Genomic DNA, 16,474 nt, shown 5'->3' with positions numbered 1-16,474 from the left:
TCCTGGTCTCCTGGTTGTCGATGCGCACGTCACGTCCGCTCCAGGAGGAGACTACACAACTCATGCGCCCCGTGTCGGTGAGCTTTGCGTCCCTTGCCCGCGCCCACCGCGTGTGCGAGGGTTTCGGCATGCGCACGGGGAAGGACTACCTGGCGAGCCTGCGGGACGGGCGCGCCGTCTTCCTCGACGGCGCGCGCGTCGCCGATGTCACGACGCATCCGGCCTTCGCGGAGTCGGCGAAGCGCGTCGCCGAGCGTTACGACGCCGCGCGCGAGGCGCCGGAGATCAACACCTGCGTCGATCCCGCCAGCGGCCGGCGCACCGGCGCCATGTGGCTCATCCCCCGCACCGCGGAGGACCTCGGCCGCCGGCGCGCCGTGCACCGCTTCTGGGCGGAGGGCTCCTATGGCCTCATGGGGCGTACGCCCGATCACGTCGGCTCCGTGCTCACCGCCTTCGCCGGGTGGCGCCAGCTCTTCGACCGCGGCGGCCGGCAGTTCGGTGACAACGTGGTGCGCTTCTACGAAAAGGCGCGTGACGAGGATCTCTACGTCGCCTACGCCATCGTGCCGCCCCAGATCGACCGCTCGACCCCCGCCCACAAGCATCCCGAGCCGTTCCTGCACACCGGCGTCGTGAAGGAGAGGGACGCGGGCATCGTGATCCGCGGCGCCCACTCCATTGCCACCTCGGTGACCATGGCGAACTGGCTCTACGTGAGCTACATCACGCCGCTGGCGCCCGGCGACACGGACTACGCCATCTCGCTCGTGCTGCCGGTCAATGCGCCGGGGCTGCGGCTGCTGCCGCGCCGTCCGTACGCCACGCTGGCCACGAGCGTGTACGACTACCCGCTCTCGTCCCGCTATGACGAGGTCGACACCACGGTGGTGTTCGACGACGTCTTCGTGCCCTGGGAGCACGTCTTCGTGAAGGGGGACGTGGATCTGGTGACCGCGCAGTTCCACGAGTCGCCCGCCCACACCACCGCCAACTTCCAGTCGCTGGTGCGCTTCGGCGTGAAGCTCGAGCTCTTGGCCGGGCTCGCGCTGAAGCTCGTGGAGGTGGGTCACGGCGAGGGCGATCCGACCACCCAGGCCACGCTCGGCGGCGACCTCGCCGCCTTCTGCGCCGCCTTCGACGGGCTCGTGAAAGCGGCGGAGCGCTTCCCGCTGATCAGCGAGGGCTACGCGCGCCCCCATCCTCAGTACATCTACGCGGGCATGAGCCTCCAGCGCCGGCTCATCGGCGACATCTACAAGACGATTCGCGAGCTGGCGGGCGGCGCGTTCCAAACGCTGCCGTCATCCGAAGCGGCCTTCTTCGCCGAGGACACGCGGCCCGCCACCGAGCGCTACTATCGGTCCACGGTGGCGTCCGCGCGCGACCGGGTGAAGCTGCTGCGCCTCATCTGGGATCTGATCGGCACCGAGTACGGTGGCCGTCAGCTCCAGTACGAGATGTTCTACTCCGCCGCCCAGCCGGTGGTGAATCGCCGCATGTTCCGCTCCTACGACTGGGCGGCGGCGAAGGCGATGGTGGAGCGCCTGCTGGGCGAATACTGACGGCTTCGGAGCGCCCCGTAACTCATAGATCCTAGTAGTTCTCCCTCCGCTCCACATTGTCTCGGCGACGGGAGTTGCACCGTCCGGTACAATGTCGGCCAGCCGCAACAAGCGGAGGACATTTCATGCGCGTGCTGCTCGTCCATCCCAGTCCCCTGATGTATTCCGAGATCTACCTCCGCCTCGAGCCGCTCGGCCTCGAACGGGTCGCCGCCGCCGTGCGCGCCGCCGGACACGACGTCCGGCTGGTGGATCTGCAGATCTTCACGCACGCGGACCTCATGCGGGAGATGGAGAGCTTCCGGCCCGACGCGGTGGGGTTCTCCGTCAACTATCTCGCCAACGTGCCCGAGGTGATCGACCTCGCGCGCGAGACGCGCCGGCGCCGGCCCGAGGCGCTCATCTTCGCGGGAGGCCACAGCGTCTCCTTCATCGCGCCCGAGGTGCTGGACCATGCGGGGAGCGCCCTCGACTGCATCGTCCGGGGGGAGGGCGAGGTCATCACGCCACGGGTGCTCGAAGCGCGTGGCGACCGCCGGCTCGAGACGCTGCCCGGCATCGTCACGCGTCACGGCGCCGGCCCCGCGCCGACCTTGCTCGACGATCTCGACCGCTTCCTGCCCGCGCGTGACCTCACCCGGCGGCGGCGGAAGTACTTCATTGGCGTCCTCGATCCGTGCGCCTCCGCCGAGCTCACGCGGGGCTGTCCGTGGGACTGCTCGTTTTGCAGCGCGTGGACCTTCTACAGCCGGAGCTACCGCAAGGTCTCGGCGGAGGCGGCCGCCGAGGATCTGGCGCGCATCCAGGAGCCGAACGTGTTCCTGGTGGACGACGTCGCCTTCGTCCACCCCGAGCACGGCTACGCCATCGGCCAGGAGATCGAGCGCCGCGGGGTGCGCAAGGAGTATTACCTCGAGACCCGCTGCGACGTGCTCCTGCGGAACCGCGAGCTCTTCGCCTACTGGAAGCGCCTCGGTCTCACCTACATGTTCCTGGGGCTGGAAGCGATCGACGAGGAGACGCTCAAGGCCCACCGCAAGCGCATCACACCCAACGACAACTTCCGCGCCCTCGAGGTCGCTCGCGAGCTGGACCTCACCGTCGCGGTGAACATCATCGCCGATCCGGACTGGGATGAGCGGCAGTTCGCGCTCGTGCGCGAGTGGGCGCTGAGCGTGCCCGAAATCGTCCACCTCACCGTCACCACGCCGTACCCGGGCACGGAGATCTGGTTCACCGATTCCCGCCGGCTGACGACCTTCGACTACCGGCTGTTCGACGTGCAGCACGCGGTGGTGCCGACGCGCCTGCCGCTGCGGAAGTTCTACGAGGAGCTCGTGAGCACCCAGGCCGTGATCAACCGCAAGCATCTGGGCTGGTCGGCGCTGCGGGGCGCGGCCCGCATCATGCTCGGCCACCTCGCCCACGGGCAGACTAACTTCATCAAGAGCATCTGGAAGTTCAGCCGCGTTTACAACGCCGACCGGCAGTACGGCGACCACGCCCGCCCGGTCACCTACGCGATGCGCCCGCCCGCCGTCCTGAGCGGGCCGCGGCCCCGCCCCGGCGACCTCTACATCCATGCGCCGACGAACGGGGCCGCTCGCGACGCCCACTCCCCGGTCGCCGCCCGCCCCGAGGGCGCTGCTCCGTAGCGGGCTACAACGCCACGCGGCGTAGCCGGAGCGCGTTGGCGATCACCGACACGGAGCTGAAGGTCATCGCGGCACTCGCCACGACCGGGCTCAGCAGGAGGCCGAAGGCCGGGTAGAGCACGCCGGCCGCCAGTGGCACGCCGAGCACGTTGTAGATGAAGGCCCAGATGAGGTTCTGGCGAATGTTGCGCATCGTCGCCCGCGAGAGCCGCCGGACCCGCACGATGCCACGGAGATCGCCCTTCACGAGGGTGACGCCGGCGCTCTCCATGGCGACGTCGGTGCCGGTCCCCATCGCGATGCCCACGTGCGCCTGGGCCAGCGCCGGCGCGTCGTTGACCCCGTCGCCGGCCATCGCGACGATGCGCCCTTCTCCCTGCAGCCGGCGCACGACATCCGCTTTCTGCTCCGGCAGCACCTCCGCCAGCACCTCGTCCAAACCTACCCGCTTGGCGACTGCCTCGGCGGTGAGCCGACTGTCCCCGGTCAGCATCACGACGCGGAGTCCTTCCGCCTGGAGCGCGCGAACGGCCTCCGGCGTGGTGGCCTTGATGGGGTCGGCCACGCCGAGCAGGCCGCCCACGCCGCCGTCCGTGACCAAGTAGACGACGGTCTGGCCATCCGCGCGGAGCGCCTCGGCCCGCGCGGCCAGCGGCCCGGGTTCTGCCCCGAGCTCCGCGAGCAGTCGCTGATTGCCGAGCCCCACGCGACGGCCGCCGGCGCGCGCGGTGACGCCGCGACCAGTCAGGGAGCGGAAATCCGCCACGGGGATGGGCACCACGCCACGCTCGGCCGCGCCAGCCAGGATGGCGTCGGCGAGCGGATGCTCGCTCTCTCGCTCGAGGCCCGCGGCCAGCGCGAGCAGGTCGCCCTCGGTCAGCCCACCGGCGGCGACCATCGACACCAGGCGCGGCTTGCCTTCGGTCAGAGTCCCCGTCTTGTCGATCACCGCCGTGTCGACGCGCTCCATCGTCTCGAGCGCCTCGGCGTTCTTGATGAGCGCACCCGCCTGCGCGCCCCGGCCGGTGCCGACCATGATCGACATCGGTGTGGCAAGTCCCAGCGCGCAGGGACACGCGATGATGAGCACCGCCACCGCATTGACCAGGCCATAGGCCAGCCGCGGCTCGGGGCCGACCGTCGCCCAGACCACCGCGGTCACGACCGCGACCACCACGACGGCCGGGACGAACCAGGCGGAGACGAGATCGGCCAGGCGCTGTATGGGGGCGCGGCTCCGCTGGGCCTCGGCGACCAGCCGGACGATTTGTGCGAGGAGGGTATCGGCGCCGACCCGCTCCGCGCGCATCACGAAGCTGCCCGTGCCGTTCACTGTCCCGCCCGTGACGCGACCACCCGAGCCCTTTTCCACCGGGATCGACTCCCCTGTCATCATGGACTCGTCCACCGCGCTCCGGCCTTCCAGCACCACGCCGTCCACGGGCACGCGCTCGCCCGGCCGTACACGCAGGCGATCGCTCACCCGGACGTGGCCGAGGGGCACGTCCTCCTCCACCCCGTCGGGCCGCACCCGCCGCGCCGTCTTCGGGGCGAGCCCCAGCAGCGCGCGGATGGCGCCGGAGGTGGCGCTCCGCGCCCGGAGCTCCAGCACCTGGCCGAGCAGCACGAGCGTGGTGATCACGGCGGCTGCCTCGAAATAGACTGGCGGCAGCCCATCGTGACGCAAGCCGTGCGGCAGCGCGTCCGGTACAAGAACCGCGATGACGCTGTAGGCGAACGCGGCCCCGGTGCCCAGGGCGATCAGCGTGAACATGTTGAGGCTGCGCGACACCACGGAGTGCCAGCCGCGGACGAAGAACGGCCACCCGCCCCAGAGGACCACGAGCGCGCTGAGGACGAGCTGGGTCCAGAGCCGCGCCGACCCGCTCACGAGTGCGACGAGACGCGGAGTCAGCATCTCGCCGCTGGCGATCAGGAAAACCGGCACCGTCAGAGCCAGGCTCACCCAGAATCGCCGGGTCATGTCGGCGAGCTCGGCGCTCGGGCCCTCCTCCACGCTCACGTCGACCGGCTCGAGCGCCATGCCGCACTTCGGGCACGTCCCCGGCCCTTTCTGTCGGATCTCGGGGTGCATCGGGCAGGTGTAGATGCGCTCGTCGGCCGGCGGCGGGGCGGCAGGCGGGGGCGCACCCATGTACCGGCCGGGATCGGCGGTGAACTTTTGCCGGCACGACGCCGAGCAAAACCAGTAAGTCCGTCCGGCATGCTCCGCGTGGCCTCCGCCGGCCTCTCCTGGTGTCACGTTCATGCCGCACACGGGATCCTTCGCCATCGTCGCCCGCGGGGCATGGCTATGCCGGTGCTCGGAATGGCTCGTCATGGGATCCATCCTACGACGCGGCCGGACGCCAACCCGCCCAGCCATCCGACCAGGGCACTTCTCCTCGCACGCATCGCCACCTCCTGCGCTAGCAATTGTGACACGCCGTTGTGCCCCCTCCTGCTGTCGGTTCGCCGCTTACTTCACGACCACGCTTCCCGTGTGGGCGTGGACCTTGCCACCCGTGATGTGCACCGAATACTCGTAGGTGCCGGGCTTCTCGAACTTCACCTTGGCGCCCCCGCTGCCGGCAGGCACGAAGAACCGCGGCGCGTCCTCCCCGCCGAACCACACGTGGGCCGTCTGCGCCGAAAAGTTGATGAAGCGCACGTCCTCGCCGACCTTGACGTCGACGTTCTTCGGTTTGTTCTCCTCCCGCGTGATCGTCACCTTCTGCTCGCCCCATGCCGTGGCGCCGATGACGAAGGTCAACACCAGAGCTCCAGCAAGAATGCGGCCTGCTCGGTTCATGTCGTCCTCCGTGGTTGATGATTGCCAGGGTCAGCGGACCCGGCCCGTCGCCCTGAGCCACATGGCCAGGGCGCTGTTGAACTCGGCGAGCGACGAGACCGAGTTGAACCGTGCGCGGGTGACGCTCACCTGCGCGTCCAGGATCTCGAGCTGTATCCCCCGCCCGCTCTCGAAACGCTCCTTGACGACGCGGAACTCCTCTTCCGCCTGCGTGAGACCCTTCTCGCTGGCCTCCACGCTCTTCTGGGCCGCCCGCAGCATCAGGGCGGCCTGGTTGACGTCTCGGGCGATCTGCTGGCGCATTAGCCCTTCGGCGTGCTCGGCCCGCTCGAGCTTGGCCTTGGCCGTCTTCAGCGCGTTCTCGCGGAGAAACCCGTCGAAGAGCGGCAGCGTCACCACGACACCGACGGAATGTCCGTTCGCCGTCGTGGAGTTTTCATTTCGGTTCTTGAGCCACTGGCCGTCGTACATGTAGCTCAGCCCCACCTGCGGGAAATAGTTGCCGTAAGCGGAGCGCACCTCGGCCTGCGCCGCCTCCCGCTGTTTGATGACAGCCTTGATCTCGGGGTGGGCCTCGCTCGCCTGCCGGATCCCCTCGTCGACGAACACGGATACTGGGGCGTACTCCAGCCGATCGGTCAGCGTGATCGGCGAGGAGAGGTCCACGCCAAGGGTCGTCTTGAGCGCGACCAGCGCCTGCTCCGTCCGACTTTGCGCCATGGCTTCCATCTGGATGGCGTTGGCGTGCTCGGCCTCATCCCGCAGTAGGTAGAAGCGTGGGACGCGGCCGGCCTCGAAGGCTTCTCGGCTTACCCGCAGGCGTTCCACGATGCCGCGCACCAGATCGCCGGTCACGCGCAGATTCTCGCCTTCGCGGAGCGCGGCAATGTAGTCGAGCCGCGCCTGCATCGCCACGTCGACCTCTGTCCCCCGCCGCATCTCCTCTCCCGCCTCGGCTCGCCGGGCCGCCGCCTGGTACCCGTAGTAGTCGCGGCCCCCGGAGAAGAGGGGGTACATGGCGGTAAAGTTGGCGTCCTTGGTCTGATCCGCATTGAAGACCTGGTAGTTACGGGCCATGGTGTTTCCGACGGAGGTGAACACGTTCGGCGCCATCCGCTGGTCATTGAAATAGCCGTTGGCGGAGAGTTGCGGCCAGAAGGGCGCCAGGGCTTCGCGGCGCATGGAATCCATCACGCGCGCGTCGGCGTTCGCGGCCTTGAGCCGCAGATTCCTCGCTCGCGCGAGGTCCACCGCCTGGTCGACCGTCAATGGGCCCTCGATCCGCGGCAGCGGCTGGGCGGCGACGGAGACGACGAGCAGCAGCACGGCGATCGTCATCCCGCCGGCGGAAAGGTAGCAAGCAAGACGGCTCTCAGCGACCCTAATGGCCGACATGATCCCCCTCCTTTGGCGTGGCGACCGGGTCTGCGCCTTTCATGCCCGGCATCCCGGGCATGTCCGGCATCGTCTTCTGCGAACCGGACTCGTCCGGACTGCCCGTTGCGGCGCCCGAGGCCTCGCTGACCCGCGCGCCGGCATAGAGCCCCTCGTGACCACGGAGGACGATCCGTTCGTCCCCCGTGAGCCCCTGGGAGATCTCCACCCGCTCGGGGCCTTCCAGCCCGGTGGTCACCGGCTGGGGCTCGGCCCGTCCATCCTTCACCACCCATATCGTCCCCTTCCCGCCCATTCGGCTAACCGCCCCGCGGGGAACCGTGAGCGCCTGTTTTCGCTCGCCGGTCACGAACTGCATGCTCACGTACTGGCCCGGCAGGAACCGGCGGCCGGGATTGTTCACGAGGGCCTCAACCACCGCCGTCCGCGGTCCCTGGTCCACGAAGGGGAAGACCGCGGTGACGCGCGCGACGATGGGAGGCTGGCCGGCGGCCGTCGTCGTCACCGTCACCGGCGAGCCGACCCGGATGGACGCCACGTCCTTCTCCCCGACGTTGGCTTGAAGCCGGACGCGATCCACCTGGGCGACCTTGAGGATGGCCATCCCGGGCTGGACGAGGACGCCCGGCGCCACGAGACGCTTCACCACGTAGCCCGCGTTGGGCGTGGTGATCTCCACGTAGTCGCGAACTATGGTCGCGGTGCGCAAAACCGCCTGGCTCTGCGAGACCATGGAGTCCGCCGCCTCGAGCTTCTTCCGTGCCGCGATCTCGCTCGCCCGGGCTTGCTCGAGCTTGGCAGCGGCGGCATCGCGTTTGGCGCCGGTGGATGCTGCCAGCGCCCGGTCGCTCTCGTACTCCTGTCGGGAGACGGCGCCGGTGTTGTAGAGGCGTTCGGTGCGGGCGACCTGGGAACGCGCGTAGCTCAGGTCGGCGTCGACCATGGCGAGCTCCTTCTCCATCTGGGCCACCGTGTACCGCGCCGCGACCAGGTCGGCCTCCATCTGCGCTCGACTCGCCTGAGCTGTGGCCAGCGCCGCCTCGGCCTCCCGCACGCGGCTCGAGAGCTCCACGCTGTCGAGCCGCGCGACCACCTGACCCGGCCGCACCGCATCGCCCGGATAGACGGGCATCTCGACGATGCGGCCGGTAACCCGTGGAAAGACGTCTTCCTCGTTGAACGGCGCCACGCTCCCCGTGTACACGACCGTCCCGACGATGGGGCCACGCTCGACCGCCGCGAGGGACACCGGGAAGGGCGTGTTGCCCGACGTCACCCGCATGCTCACGTCCATCGCCGGACGATCCGGCTTGAGGTTCGCGCGGACAGCCCACGAGCCTACGGCAATCAGCACGACCAGCATCACGACCTTGAGAACCGCCGACCCGCTCCCCGCACGTGAGCTCATGGCGCCTCCCTCTCTCTACGGCGCCACCGGCGCACGGCGGCGCGAGCACGGTTGGCCAGATCGTCGGTATAGGTGTGGAGCACCGGCACCACGTAGAGGGCGAGCACCGTGCCGACGGCCAGCCCGCCGATGGAAACGGTGGCCAGGGGCGCGTAGGCGTCGATCCCCGTCCTCGGGAAGAAGGCCACGGGCGTCAGTACCACGATGCTGATGAGCGAGGTCATCACGATGGGCCGCAGCCGGATGGGCGCCGCCGTCAGGATCGCTTCATCGCGCGGCATGCCCTCCGCGCGCAGCCGCAGGACGAGGTCGATCATGAGGACCGCGACGGTCATCATCATCCCGGTGAGGATCACCACCGCGAGGATGGAAACGGTGGAGAAGGTCTGGTGCGCCAGCAGGAGTCCGCCCAGGATGCCGGTGAGCATCAAGGAAAGCGAAAACATCATGTTGAACGGCTCGATCAGGCTCCGGAACTGCGCGACCAGGAGCAGGAACATGAAGATGACGGCAAGGTAGAGCCCGCGGAGCAGCCGCTGGAAGGATTCCTCCATCTGGGTCATATCCCCGCGCAGCTCGACGCCGTAGCCGGGAGGGAGCTCGAGCTTTCCATGGGTTGCCATCAACAGGTCCATGGACAGGTCCATGCTCGGCGGCCCGCCCTTGCGGTAGTAGCCGAGAACGGAGACCACCCGGCGAAAGTTATCGTGCTCGATGAGGGTGGGGCCCAAGCGCTCCTCCACCCGCGCCACCGAATTGAGAGGCACGACTTCGCCCTTCTTCCCCACGACCTTCACCTGCTCCAGGTCGGCCCGGTCGCGTCGCTGGTCCTCCCGATAGCGAACCAGGACGGTGAACTGGCGCTTGTTGTCCAGGCGGTAGAACTCGCTGGTGAGGCCGCCCTTGAGCGCGTAGTAGGTCTGATCGGCCACCTCGCCGACGGTGAGTCCGATCTCCTGGGCGCGGGCGCGATCCACGACGACGTGGAACTGGGGCAGGCTCTGCGACCAGGACGTGGTGACCTGGTGAAAGCCGGGGATGCCCTCGGCCAGCTTCCCCGCCTGCTCGCCGAGCGCCGAGAGCCTCTCGAGATCGGTCCCGAAGAGGATCACCTGGACGGGCGCGGCGCTCGAAGCCATGACGTCGGCGCCCATCTCCTTGATGGTGAGGCGTCGGATGCCGGGTATGGTTCGTAGCGCGGCGTCCCGGACCCCGTCCATCACCTGCCAGATGTCCCGCTTGCGCTTCGAGGAGTCGACGAGCGTGAGCATCATGAATGCGGAGTTCACCGAGCCCATGCTGTAGCCGGTGAAGTACGTGCCGCCGGGCTCGAAGCCGATCTCGGCGGACACCTTGACGATCTCCGGCTGCTTCAGCAGGAGCTGCTCGATCTGACCGGCGATCTCTGCCGTGCGCGCAAATGACGTGCCCGGGGTCGCCTCGAGCTGGACGAAGGCCTGGGACACGTCCGCCAGCGGCATCATTTCGCTGCCGATGCGCGGGTAGAGGGCCACGCCGACGAGGACGACGGCGGCGGCCGCGGCGAACACGGTGAACCGGTTCCGGATGGCCCAGCCGAGGCTCCCCTGGTAGCGAGCTTCAACCCGATCGAGGAATCGCTGGGAGGGGTCGAGCACCCGCCGCTCGAGCAGGCTTCGCCGCTTGGCCGCCCCCTCGTGATGGGGGCGCAACAGGTTGGCGGCCAGCAGCGCGGTCAGGGTGAAGGACACCAGGGCCGAGGACAGGAGGGCCAGGATGATGGCCCAGACGATGCCCTCGAACATGAACTGGACGATGCCGCCGGAAAAGGCCAGGGGCAGGAGTGCCACGCAGAGCATGAAGGTGATCGCGAGCACCGCCAGGCGGACCTCGGTGATGCCGTCGACCGTGGCCTCCTTCGGCGACTTGCCCATCCGCAGATGCCGCTCGATCGAGTGGAGGTCGATGATCGAGTCGTCGACGAGCCGGCCGATGGACAGGAGGAGGCCGATCAGGGTCGAGCTATTGAGCGTCATCCCGAGCGGAACCATGGCGAGAAGGGCCATGCCGAGAGACACTGGGATGGTGATGACGGAGATGAGCGTGCCACGCACGTTGCCGAGAAAGAAGAGCACCACGAGCCCGGTGAGGAGGACCGCCAGCGCCAGCTCCTCGACCATGTTCTCCATGAGAAAGCCCACGAAGGTGGAATTGTCGTAGGCCACCTCGAAGGACAGGCGCGGAAAGTCCCCCTGGATCTCTTCGAGCTTCGCCTTGACACCCTCGATCACGCGAACGGAGCTCGCATCCGGCTGCTGGACGATGGAGATCTCGACCGCCGGCTTGCCGTTGAGCCGGTACAAGCTTCGCTGCTCGCGCGGCGTCTCCATGACTTCCGCGACGTCGCGCAGGTACACCGAGCGGCCGTCCATGCTGGCGATCGGATAGGCGGCGATCTCCTCCGGTCCGCGGGCGCGGAAGTCGCTGCGCACCAGGGTCTCGCGATCCCCGTGGGTCAGCGTGCCGGCCGGCCGCGACACGTTCTGCGTGTCGAGGGCATTCCGAACATCGAGCGGCGTCAGCTTGTACGCGGCCAGCCGGTCGCGATCGACCACCACCTGCATCTGCAGCTTCTGCCCGCCGAACGGCACCACCGAATACACGTCCTTGACGACCTTCAGCCGATTCACGATTTCGTTCTCGACAAGGGTCCGGAGCTGGACGGGGTCATACCCGTCGCCCCTGACGGCCAGCGTCAACACGGGGATGTTCAGCGGGTCGATGGCCAGCACCCAGGAAGGCTTGAGGTTGGCGCCGGTCATCGGCAGGTCGGCCTGGACTACGTTCATCAGCGACTGGACGTCGAAGAGGGCCTTCTTCATGTCCGTCCCGTACCAGAACTCGACGCTCACGATGGAGAAGGCTTCCTGAGACGTAGAGCGCACGAAGTGGACATTCTTGAGGTCCACCATCCGTTCCTCGATGGGCTTGGAGAAGTAGATCTCCATCTCCTCGGCCGAGAGACCCGGCATCATCGACACGACGCCCACGATGGGGCTCTCGACATACGGCATCATCCGGCGTGGCATCTGAAAGCCGATCACCAGCACGGCGAGCACTGCCACGCCGAGGTAGAAGGCGATGACGGTGTAGGGGTGCTCGATCGACCACCGACTGATGTTGCCCCGACCGTGAACGGATTCGTGCCCTTCCGACGGCATACTCCCTCCTCGAGAGAAAGATGAGGGCCCCGCGCGCTCCTCCGTGGGCAGGGCCTGCCTAGGACCCGGCGAACGGAGATCGGACGTCAGGCGCTACGAGGAGCGGACGAGCCGAGGAGGGGGCTTCGGAACCGTGAGCGGGACCGCGAGGAGAGTTTCCAGGCGAAGAGTCGAAATCAGACCGACCAGCACGAGAGCTCCCAGGCCCAGCCCGGGAAGTGAAATGACGATCACGGAGCAAAGTCCCATGGACATGACGTGGTGGTCCATGTCACCCGGGTCCGGGCTGTCGTGGTCCAAGCAGCAAACCGCTCCAACCAGGATAAGCAACGCGAGGGCGCCGCCTATCGCTGCATCGCCCCACGATCGCCTCACCACGTCGCTGCGCATGGTCTGTCTCTTATCACGAGGAGATAGGCAAGACCAGTGCCAGGCTCGGAGCGAATCGCCCGCTACCGACAAGCAGTCGAAAACATGGAGGATGAGCGCCGGGACGATGTTGGCCCCTCCGGGGCCGCGCCGAGGCAGCGGCGCCCCCGGTGGGTTCCCCACGCCCCACCCGAGCCCGAAAGAGAATCACCTCTTGACTATATGCCTAACTAGTTATATTCTCTCGCCAAGGGAGGACGCCATGCCCACTGCCACCGTCGCTGCCGCCGCCGTCACAGTCCAGGCCTTCCGAAGCCCGGAAGGCTGTGTCGCCTACCTGATCGCGGACGAGGCGAGCCGGAGCGCCCTCGCGCTCGACCCGCGCCTCGACCAGGTCGACCTGCTCGTGCAGGCGCTGACCGACCGGGGGCTCCGGCTGACGCATGTGCTCGACACGCACACCCACGCGGACCATCTCTCCGGTGTTCGCAAGCTCGCCCAGCGCACGGGCGCCAGCGTGCTGGCCCACGCGACGTCCAAGCTCAAGGGGCCGGCGCAGCGGATCGCCGGGGGCTCGCGCATCGAGCTGGGGGGCACCACCCTCACCGTGCTCGACGCGCCTGGTCACACCCCCGATTCCCTCGCGTTGCTCGCGGAGGGCCATCTCTTCACCGGTGACGCTCTTTTCGTGGGTGGCGCGGGCCGCACGGACTTCATGGGCGGCAGCGCCTCCGATCTCTTCGACACCTTCCGGGCCTTCGAGGCCCTGCCCGACGCCACTGTCGTGCACCCGGGCCACGACTACATCGGGCGGCCCGAGACGACCATCGGCGCGGAGAAGGCCGACAACGCCCTGCTGCGTGAGCGGGATCGCGCAACCCTCGTGACACGCATGTCGTCGAAGGCGGCGCCGCCCGCGAACATGCCCGCCATCCTGCGTCACAATCTCGGGGAGGCCGACGCCGCCACGATCACCCCCATCGAGCTGCAGGCCCTGCGCGAGCAGGGCTCGGCGCCGGTGATCGTCGACGTGCGAAGCCCCATCGAGTTCGAGGGGGAGCGGATCGAGGGCTCCCTCAGCATGCCGCTCGAGACGCTCGACGCGAACCTGCACGCGCTCCCCGAGCAGGCCGAGCTGGTCGTCGTGTGCCGCACCGGCGTGCGGGCCACCATCGCCGCCGAGGCGCTCGGCCGCGCCGGCCACCGGTCACGCGTGCTCGAAGGCGGCGTGCTTGCGTGGCGCGGCGCCAAGCTGCCCCTCAAGGTCGGCCGCAAGCGTCTGCCCGTGGACCGGCAGGTTCAGCTCATCGCGGGCAGCATGGTGCTGACCGGCGTCGCGCTGGGCACCCTGGTGAACCCGTGGTTCCTCGGGATCTCCGCCTTCTTCGGCGCGGGCCTCACCTTCGCCGGGGCGACGGGCACCTGCGGCCTCGCGCACGTGCTCATGAGGATGCCGTGGAACCGGCCGCTCGGTCTCCCGGCCGGCGAGAGCTCGACATGCGCCGCGGGCGCGGCGACCACGTCAAGCTGCGCCGCGCCGGCTACCTCTACCTGCGCGGCGCCGACCGGGCGGGAGCACTGATGGCCCGCCCCCGCGCCCAGGCACCGCTGTCACGCGAGGCGCTCGAGCTGGTCGCTCAACGCTTCCGCGCGCTCGCGGATCCGACGCGCCTGGCGCTTCTCCAGGCGCTGTTCGGCCGCGAGCGCACGGTGCAGGAGCTCTGTGCCGAGACGGACACCGCGCAGGCCAATGCCAGCAAGCACCTCGCGTTGCTCCTCGAGCAGGGGCTTGTCGCCCGGCGGCGCGACGGCCTCTTCACCCGCTACCGCATCGCGGACCCGACGCTCCAGTCCCTCTGCCGGCTAGTCTGCGGGGCCCTGGCCGACCGGCACGAGGCGGTGCGCGCCCACCTGGCGTCCTGACCCGCCGCCTCCGCTAGGACTCGGTAATCTCTCGCGAGGGTATGCAGGCGCGCCCTGCAGATTCGCGAGAACCCACATATTTGGTTCCTTACGAGAGTGGCACGCTCGATGCTCGAACACTCGAGGGACCCACTTGAGAATGCGATGGATTTCAGCACCATCGCGGTCAGGAGCGCGTTGATGAAGATCGCCGGACACATGCTTCACCCAATGCTCGTCGTGTTCCCACTCGGCTTGCTGACCACCGCCGTCGTGTTCGACGTGATCGGCCTCGTGTCGCACGAGACCATGTGGCACGGGCTGGCGTTCTGGATGATCGCGGCCGGAATCGTCGGCGGGCTCCTCGCTGCCATACCCGGCACCTTCGACTATCTGGGCCTTCCGCGGAACACTCGCGCCCGGAGCGTCGGCCTCTACCACGGCCTGGGAAACGTCGTGGTGGTGGTCCTCTTCCTCGCAAGCTGGCTCTGGCGTCGTCCCGATCCGCTTCACCCGGCCACGGGAGCGCTCGTACTCTCGTTCGCAGGGGTGGGACTGGCCCTGGTCACGGGTTGGCTCGGCGGCGAGCTGGTGGAGCGTTTGGGCGTCGGGGTCGACGAGGGAGCCAACCTGAACGCGCCGAGCTCGCTCTCGACGAGCGACGCCAGGTCGAAGAGCCGCCGGCGGGCCGCATAGCGCCGCCCTGTCCCTGGCGTCCCGGCACACGAAGGGCGCAGAGCCCGGCCTCGGCCCTGCGCCCGCGCCGTAATTCTCTTCGGCGATCTCTCGATCAGGGATTCGCGGACTGGATCGCGGGCTGGACGTCGCGGCCGTGCACGGTCCACTTGCCGCCGCAGCCCCCGGCCGCGAAGTGCGTGGCGTCGTCGTAGTTGTAGCCGAAGGTGGCGGCCATGATCACAACCCAGATCGCCGCGGCGCCCACGCAGGTGATCGCCTTGCCTGGCACGTAGAACACATTGGCGAATCCCGCGGCGACGTCCGCGTCCGTGGACGTCGGCGGGGTGGTGGCGGTCTGGCTTGCGACCGGCGCGGGGAGGACGCCGGCGAGCAACACGAGAGAGAGCAGGACCGAGAGAAGCCGGGTTGCGCTCATGGATCCCTCCGGGTAAGTGTTCTCTGCTCGACGTCCTGGGCAAAGCGAAGGAAGGGGGCGACCGAAGCCGCCCCCTTCACACCCTTTGTTTTGTATGGCGGGCTCGACGGGACTTGAACCCGCGACCTCTGGATTGACAGTCCAGTGTGCTAACCAGGCTGCACCACGAGCCCGAATCGGTACTCCGCGAGGTTACACGACACCATTTCGGTATGCAAGGTCCGGCTGTGCCCTGAATTGTGCCCACCAGCTTCCGCTAGGCCTTCCGAAACTCGCCGCGCGGCTGGCCAGCCCGCCGGCGAGCTTGGCGCGCGGGTCAGCGGGCGTGCTATCGCAACTGTGGCCATCGCTCTTTCGGTATCCCGAGCCCGAGAAGGCAGAGTCTTAATACCTTGTCCAGATGCCGGTTACGGATCGCTTCCCGGGCCCGTTGATATTCTGGAGAGTCCTTGATGTCTTCCCACTTGGCCTCGTACGCCTTCTTCGCCGACTCGTATTGACGCAGCAGAGCCTCCGCCTCCCCCCCGGAGTCTCGCGGCGTGAAGGCAAGGCTAGGAGGCAACGGCAACGTGACCCCACGCTCGACAAGCTCTTGACGGAGCTCATGTGGCTCAATAGTGAGGTCCCCGCGCGTGAGGCCATTCACGAGTGAAATGCACTCGCGCATCTTCGCCGGGTCGTCTCTCCACTGTGGGAGAGCCCGGGAGAGCAGCACAACCAGCGGCAGCGCGGAGGCAGTGGCAACCGCAATTCTCCGCAGCCGTGTCATCCGAGCAACTCCGACACCGGCACGCCGAGCGCCTTGGCAATCTTCCGCAGGGTCTCAATGCCAGGGTTCTTCTTCTGGCGAGCCTCAAGGTCAGAGAGATAGCCCTGCGAGACCTTGGCCCGCTTCGCCGAGTCCAGCTGGCTCAACCCCTTGGCTTCCCGTATTCGCTTGAGCACGGCATCGAGCGTCTTAGGGCTCAAGATCACCTCGCGCGCTCGATTTTGTCCAGTGTACGGGCGGCGACGCCTTGGACGGCCTTCCACGGCGTGGGCTCGAAGGCCGAGC

Annotated in this window: 12 protein-coding genes and 1 tRNA gene; 5 read left to right on the top strand and 8 right to left on the bottom strand. The window is 68.2% G+C overall.

Translation table 11 applies throughout. The features are described 5' to 3' along the window. Positions 1-62 precede the first annotated feature (62 nt). Both VFX14_15260 and hpnR read left to right on the top strand, forming a co-directional pair. The gene (locus tag VFX14_15260) at positions 63-1,565 is read left to right on the top strand and encodes a 4-hydroxyphenylacetate 3-hydroxylase N-terminal domain-containing protein (GenBank protein HEU5191042.1); all 1,503 of its coding nucleotides are present in this window, start codon (positions 63-65) and stop codon (positions 1,563-1,565) included. A 125-nt stretch (positions 1,566-1,690) separates the two neighbouring features. Continuing rightward, on the top strand, positions 1,691-3,220 hold the full coding sequence (gene hpnR, locus VFX14_15255) for a hopanoid C-3 methylase HpnR (GenBank protein HEU5191041.1): 1,530 nt from the start codon (positions 1,691-1,693) through the stop codon (positions 3,218-3,220). Between the two features lie 4 nt (positions 3,221-3,224). On the opposite strand, the gene VFX14_15250 is transcribed toward hpnR, so the two are convergent. The 5 genes from VFX14_15250 to VFX14_15230 all read right to left on the bottom strand — a co-directional run bounded on the left by VFX14_15250 (position 3,225) and on the right by VFX14_15230 (position 12,035). After that, positions 3,225-5,561 carry a heavy metal translocating P-type ATPase gene (locus VFX14_15250; GenBank protein HEU5191040.1) on the bottom strand — a complete coding sequence of 779 codons (2,337 nt, stop codon included), beginning with the start codon at positions 5,559-5,561 and terminating at the stop codon, positions 3,225-3,227. 138 nt (positions 5,562-5,699) lie between these two features. Beyond that, a complete protein-coding gene (locus tag VFX14_15245) occupies positions 5,700-6,032 on the bottom strand; it encodes a hypothetical protein (protein HEU5191039.1) in 333 nt (110 codons plus the stop codon). A 30-nt stretch (positions 6,033-6,062) separates the two neighbouring features. After that, positions 6,063-7,427, bottom strand: a complete 1,365-nt coding sequence (locus VFX14_15240) for a TolC family protein (protein ID HEU5191038.1) — start codon at positions 7,425-7,427, stop codon at positions 6,063-6,065. Then, positions 7,414-8,835: an efflux RND transporter periplasmic adaptor subunit gene (locus tag VFX14_15235; protein HEU5191037.1), complete on the bottom strand. Its 1,422-nt coding sequence runs from the start codon at positions 8,833-8,835 to the stop codon at positions 7,414-7,416. Before VFX14_15235 ends, VFX14_15240 begins: the two co-directional genes overlap by 14 nt. Beyond that, a complete protein-coding gene (locus tag VFX14_15230; GenBank protein HEU5191036.1) occupies positions 8,832-12,035 on the bottom strand; it encodes an efflux RND transporter permease subunit in 3,204 nt (1,067 codons plus the stop codon). Before VFX14_15230 ends, VFX14_15235 begins: the two co-directional genes overlap by 4 nt. 631 nt (positions 12,036-12,666) lie before the next feature. Between VFX14_15230 and VFX14_15225 the strand changes: the two genes are divergently transcribed. From VFX14_15225 to VFX14_15215, 3 genes are all read left to right on the top strand, one after another. After that, complete coding sequence (locus VFX14_15225) at positions 12,667-13,986, top strand: rhodanese-like domain-containing protein (GenBank protein HEU5191035.1); 1,320 nt, start codon at positions 12,667-12,669, stop codon at positions 13,984-13,986. Then, complete coding sequence (locus tag VFX14_15220; GenBank protein ID HEU5191034.1) at positions 13,986-14,327, top strand: metalloregulator ArsR/SmtB family transcription factor; 342 nt, start codon at positions 13,986-13,988, stop codon at positions 14,325-14,327. Before VFX14_15225 ends, VFX14_15220 begins: the two co-directional genes overlap by 1 nt. A 180-nt stretch (positions 14,328-14,507) precedes the next feature. Then, positions 14,508-15,002, top strand: a complete 495-nt coding sequence (locus VFX14_15215; protein ID HEU5191033.1) for a DUF2231 domain-containing protein — start codon at positions 14,508-14,510, stop codon at positions 15,000-15,002. A gap of 94 nt (positions 15,003-15,096) precedes the next feature. Here VFX14_15215 and VFX14_15210 read toward each other — a convergent pair whose 3' ends face one another. The 3 genes from VFX14_15210 to VFX14_15200 all read right to left on the bottom strand — a co-directional run bounded on the left by VFX14_15210 (position 15,097) and on the right by VFX14_15200 (position 16,389). Next, a complete protein-coding gene (locus VFX14_15210; protein ID HEU5191032.1) occupies positions 15,097-15,420 on the bottom strand; it encodes a hypothetical protein in 324 nt (107 codons plus the stop codon). Between the two features lie 95 nt (positions 15,421-15,515). Beyond that, positions 15,516-15,593, bottom strand: a tRNA-Asp gene (locus tag VFX14_15205). Positions 15,594-16,185: 592 nt separating this feature from the next. After that, positions 16,186-16,389, bottom strand: coding sequence for a helix-turn-helix transcriptional regulator (locus VFX14_15200; protein HEU5191031.1), 204 nt, complete (start codon positions 16,387-16,389; stop codon positions 16,186-16,188). Positions 16,390-16,474 lie beyond the last annotated feature (85 nt).

The sequence above is a fragment of the Candidatus Methylomirabilota bacterium genome, from assembly GCA_035764725.1.
GTDB lineage: Bacteria > Methylomirabilota > Methylomirabilia > Rokubacteriales > CSP1-6 > DASRWT01.
Note: the sequence above shows the minus strand (reverse complement) of the source record. Positions and strands in the feature narration are given on the sequence as shown.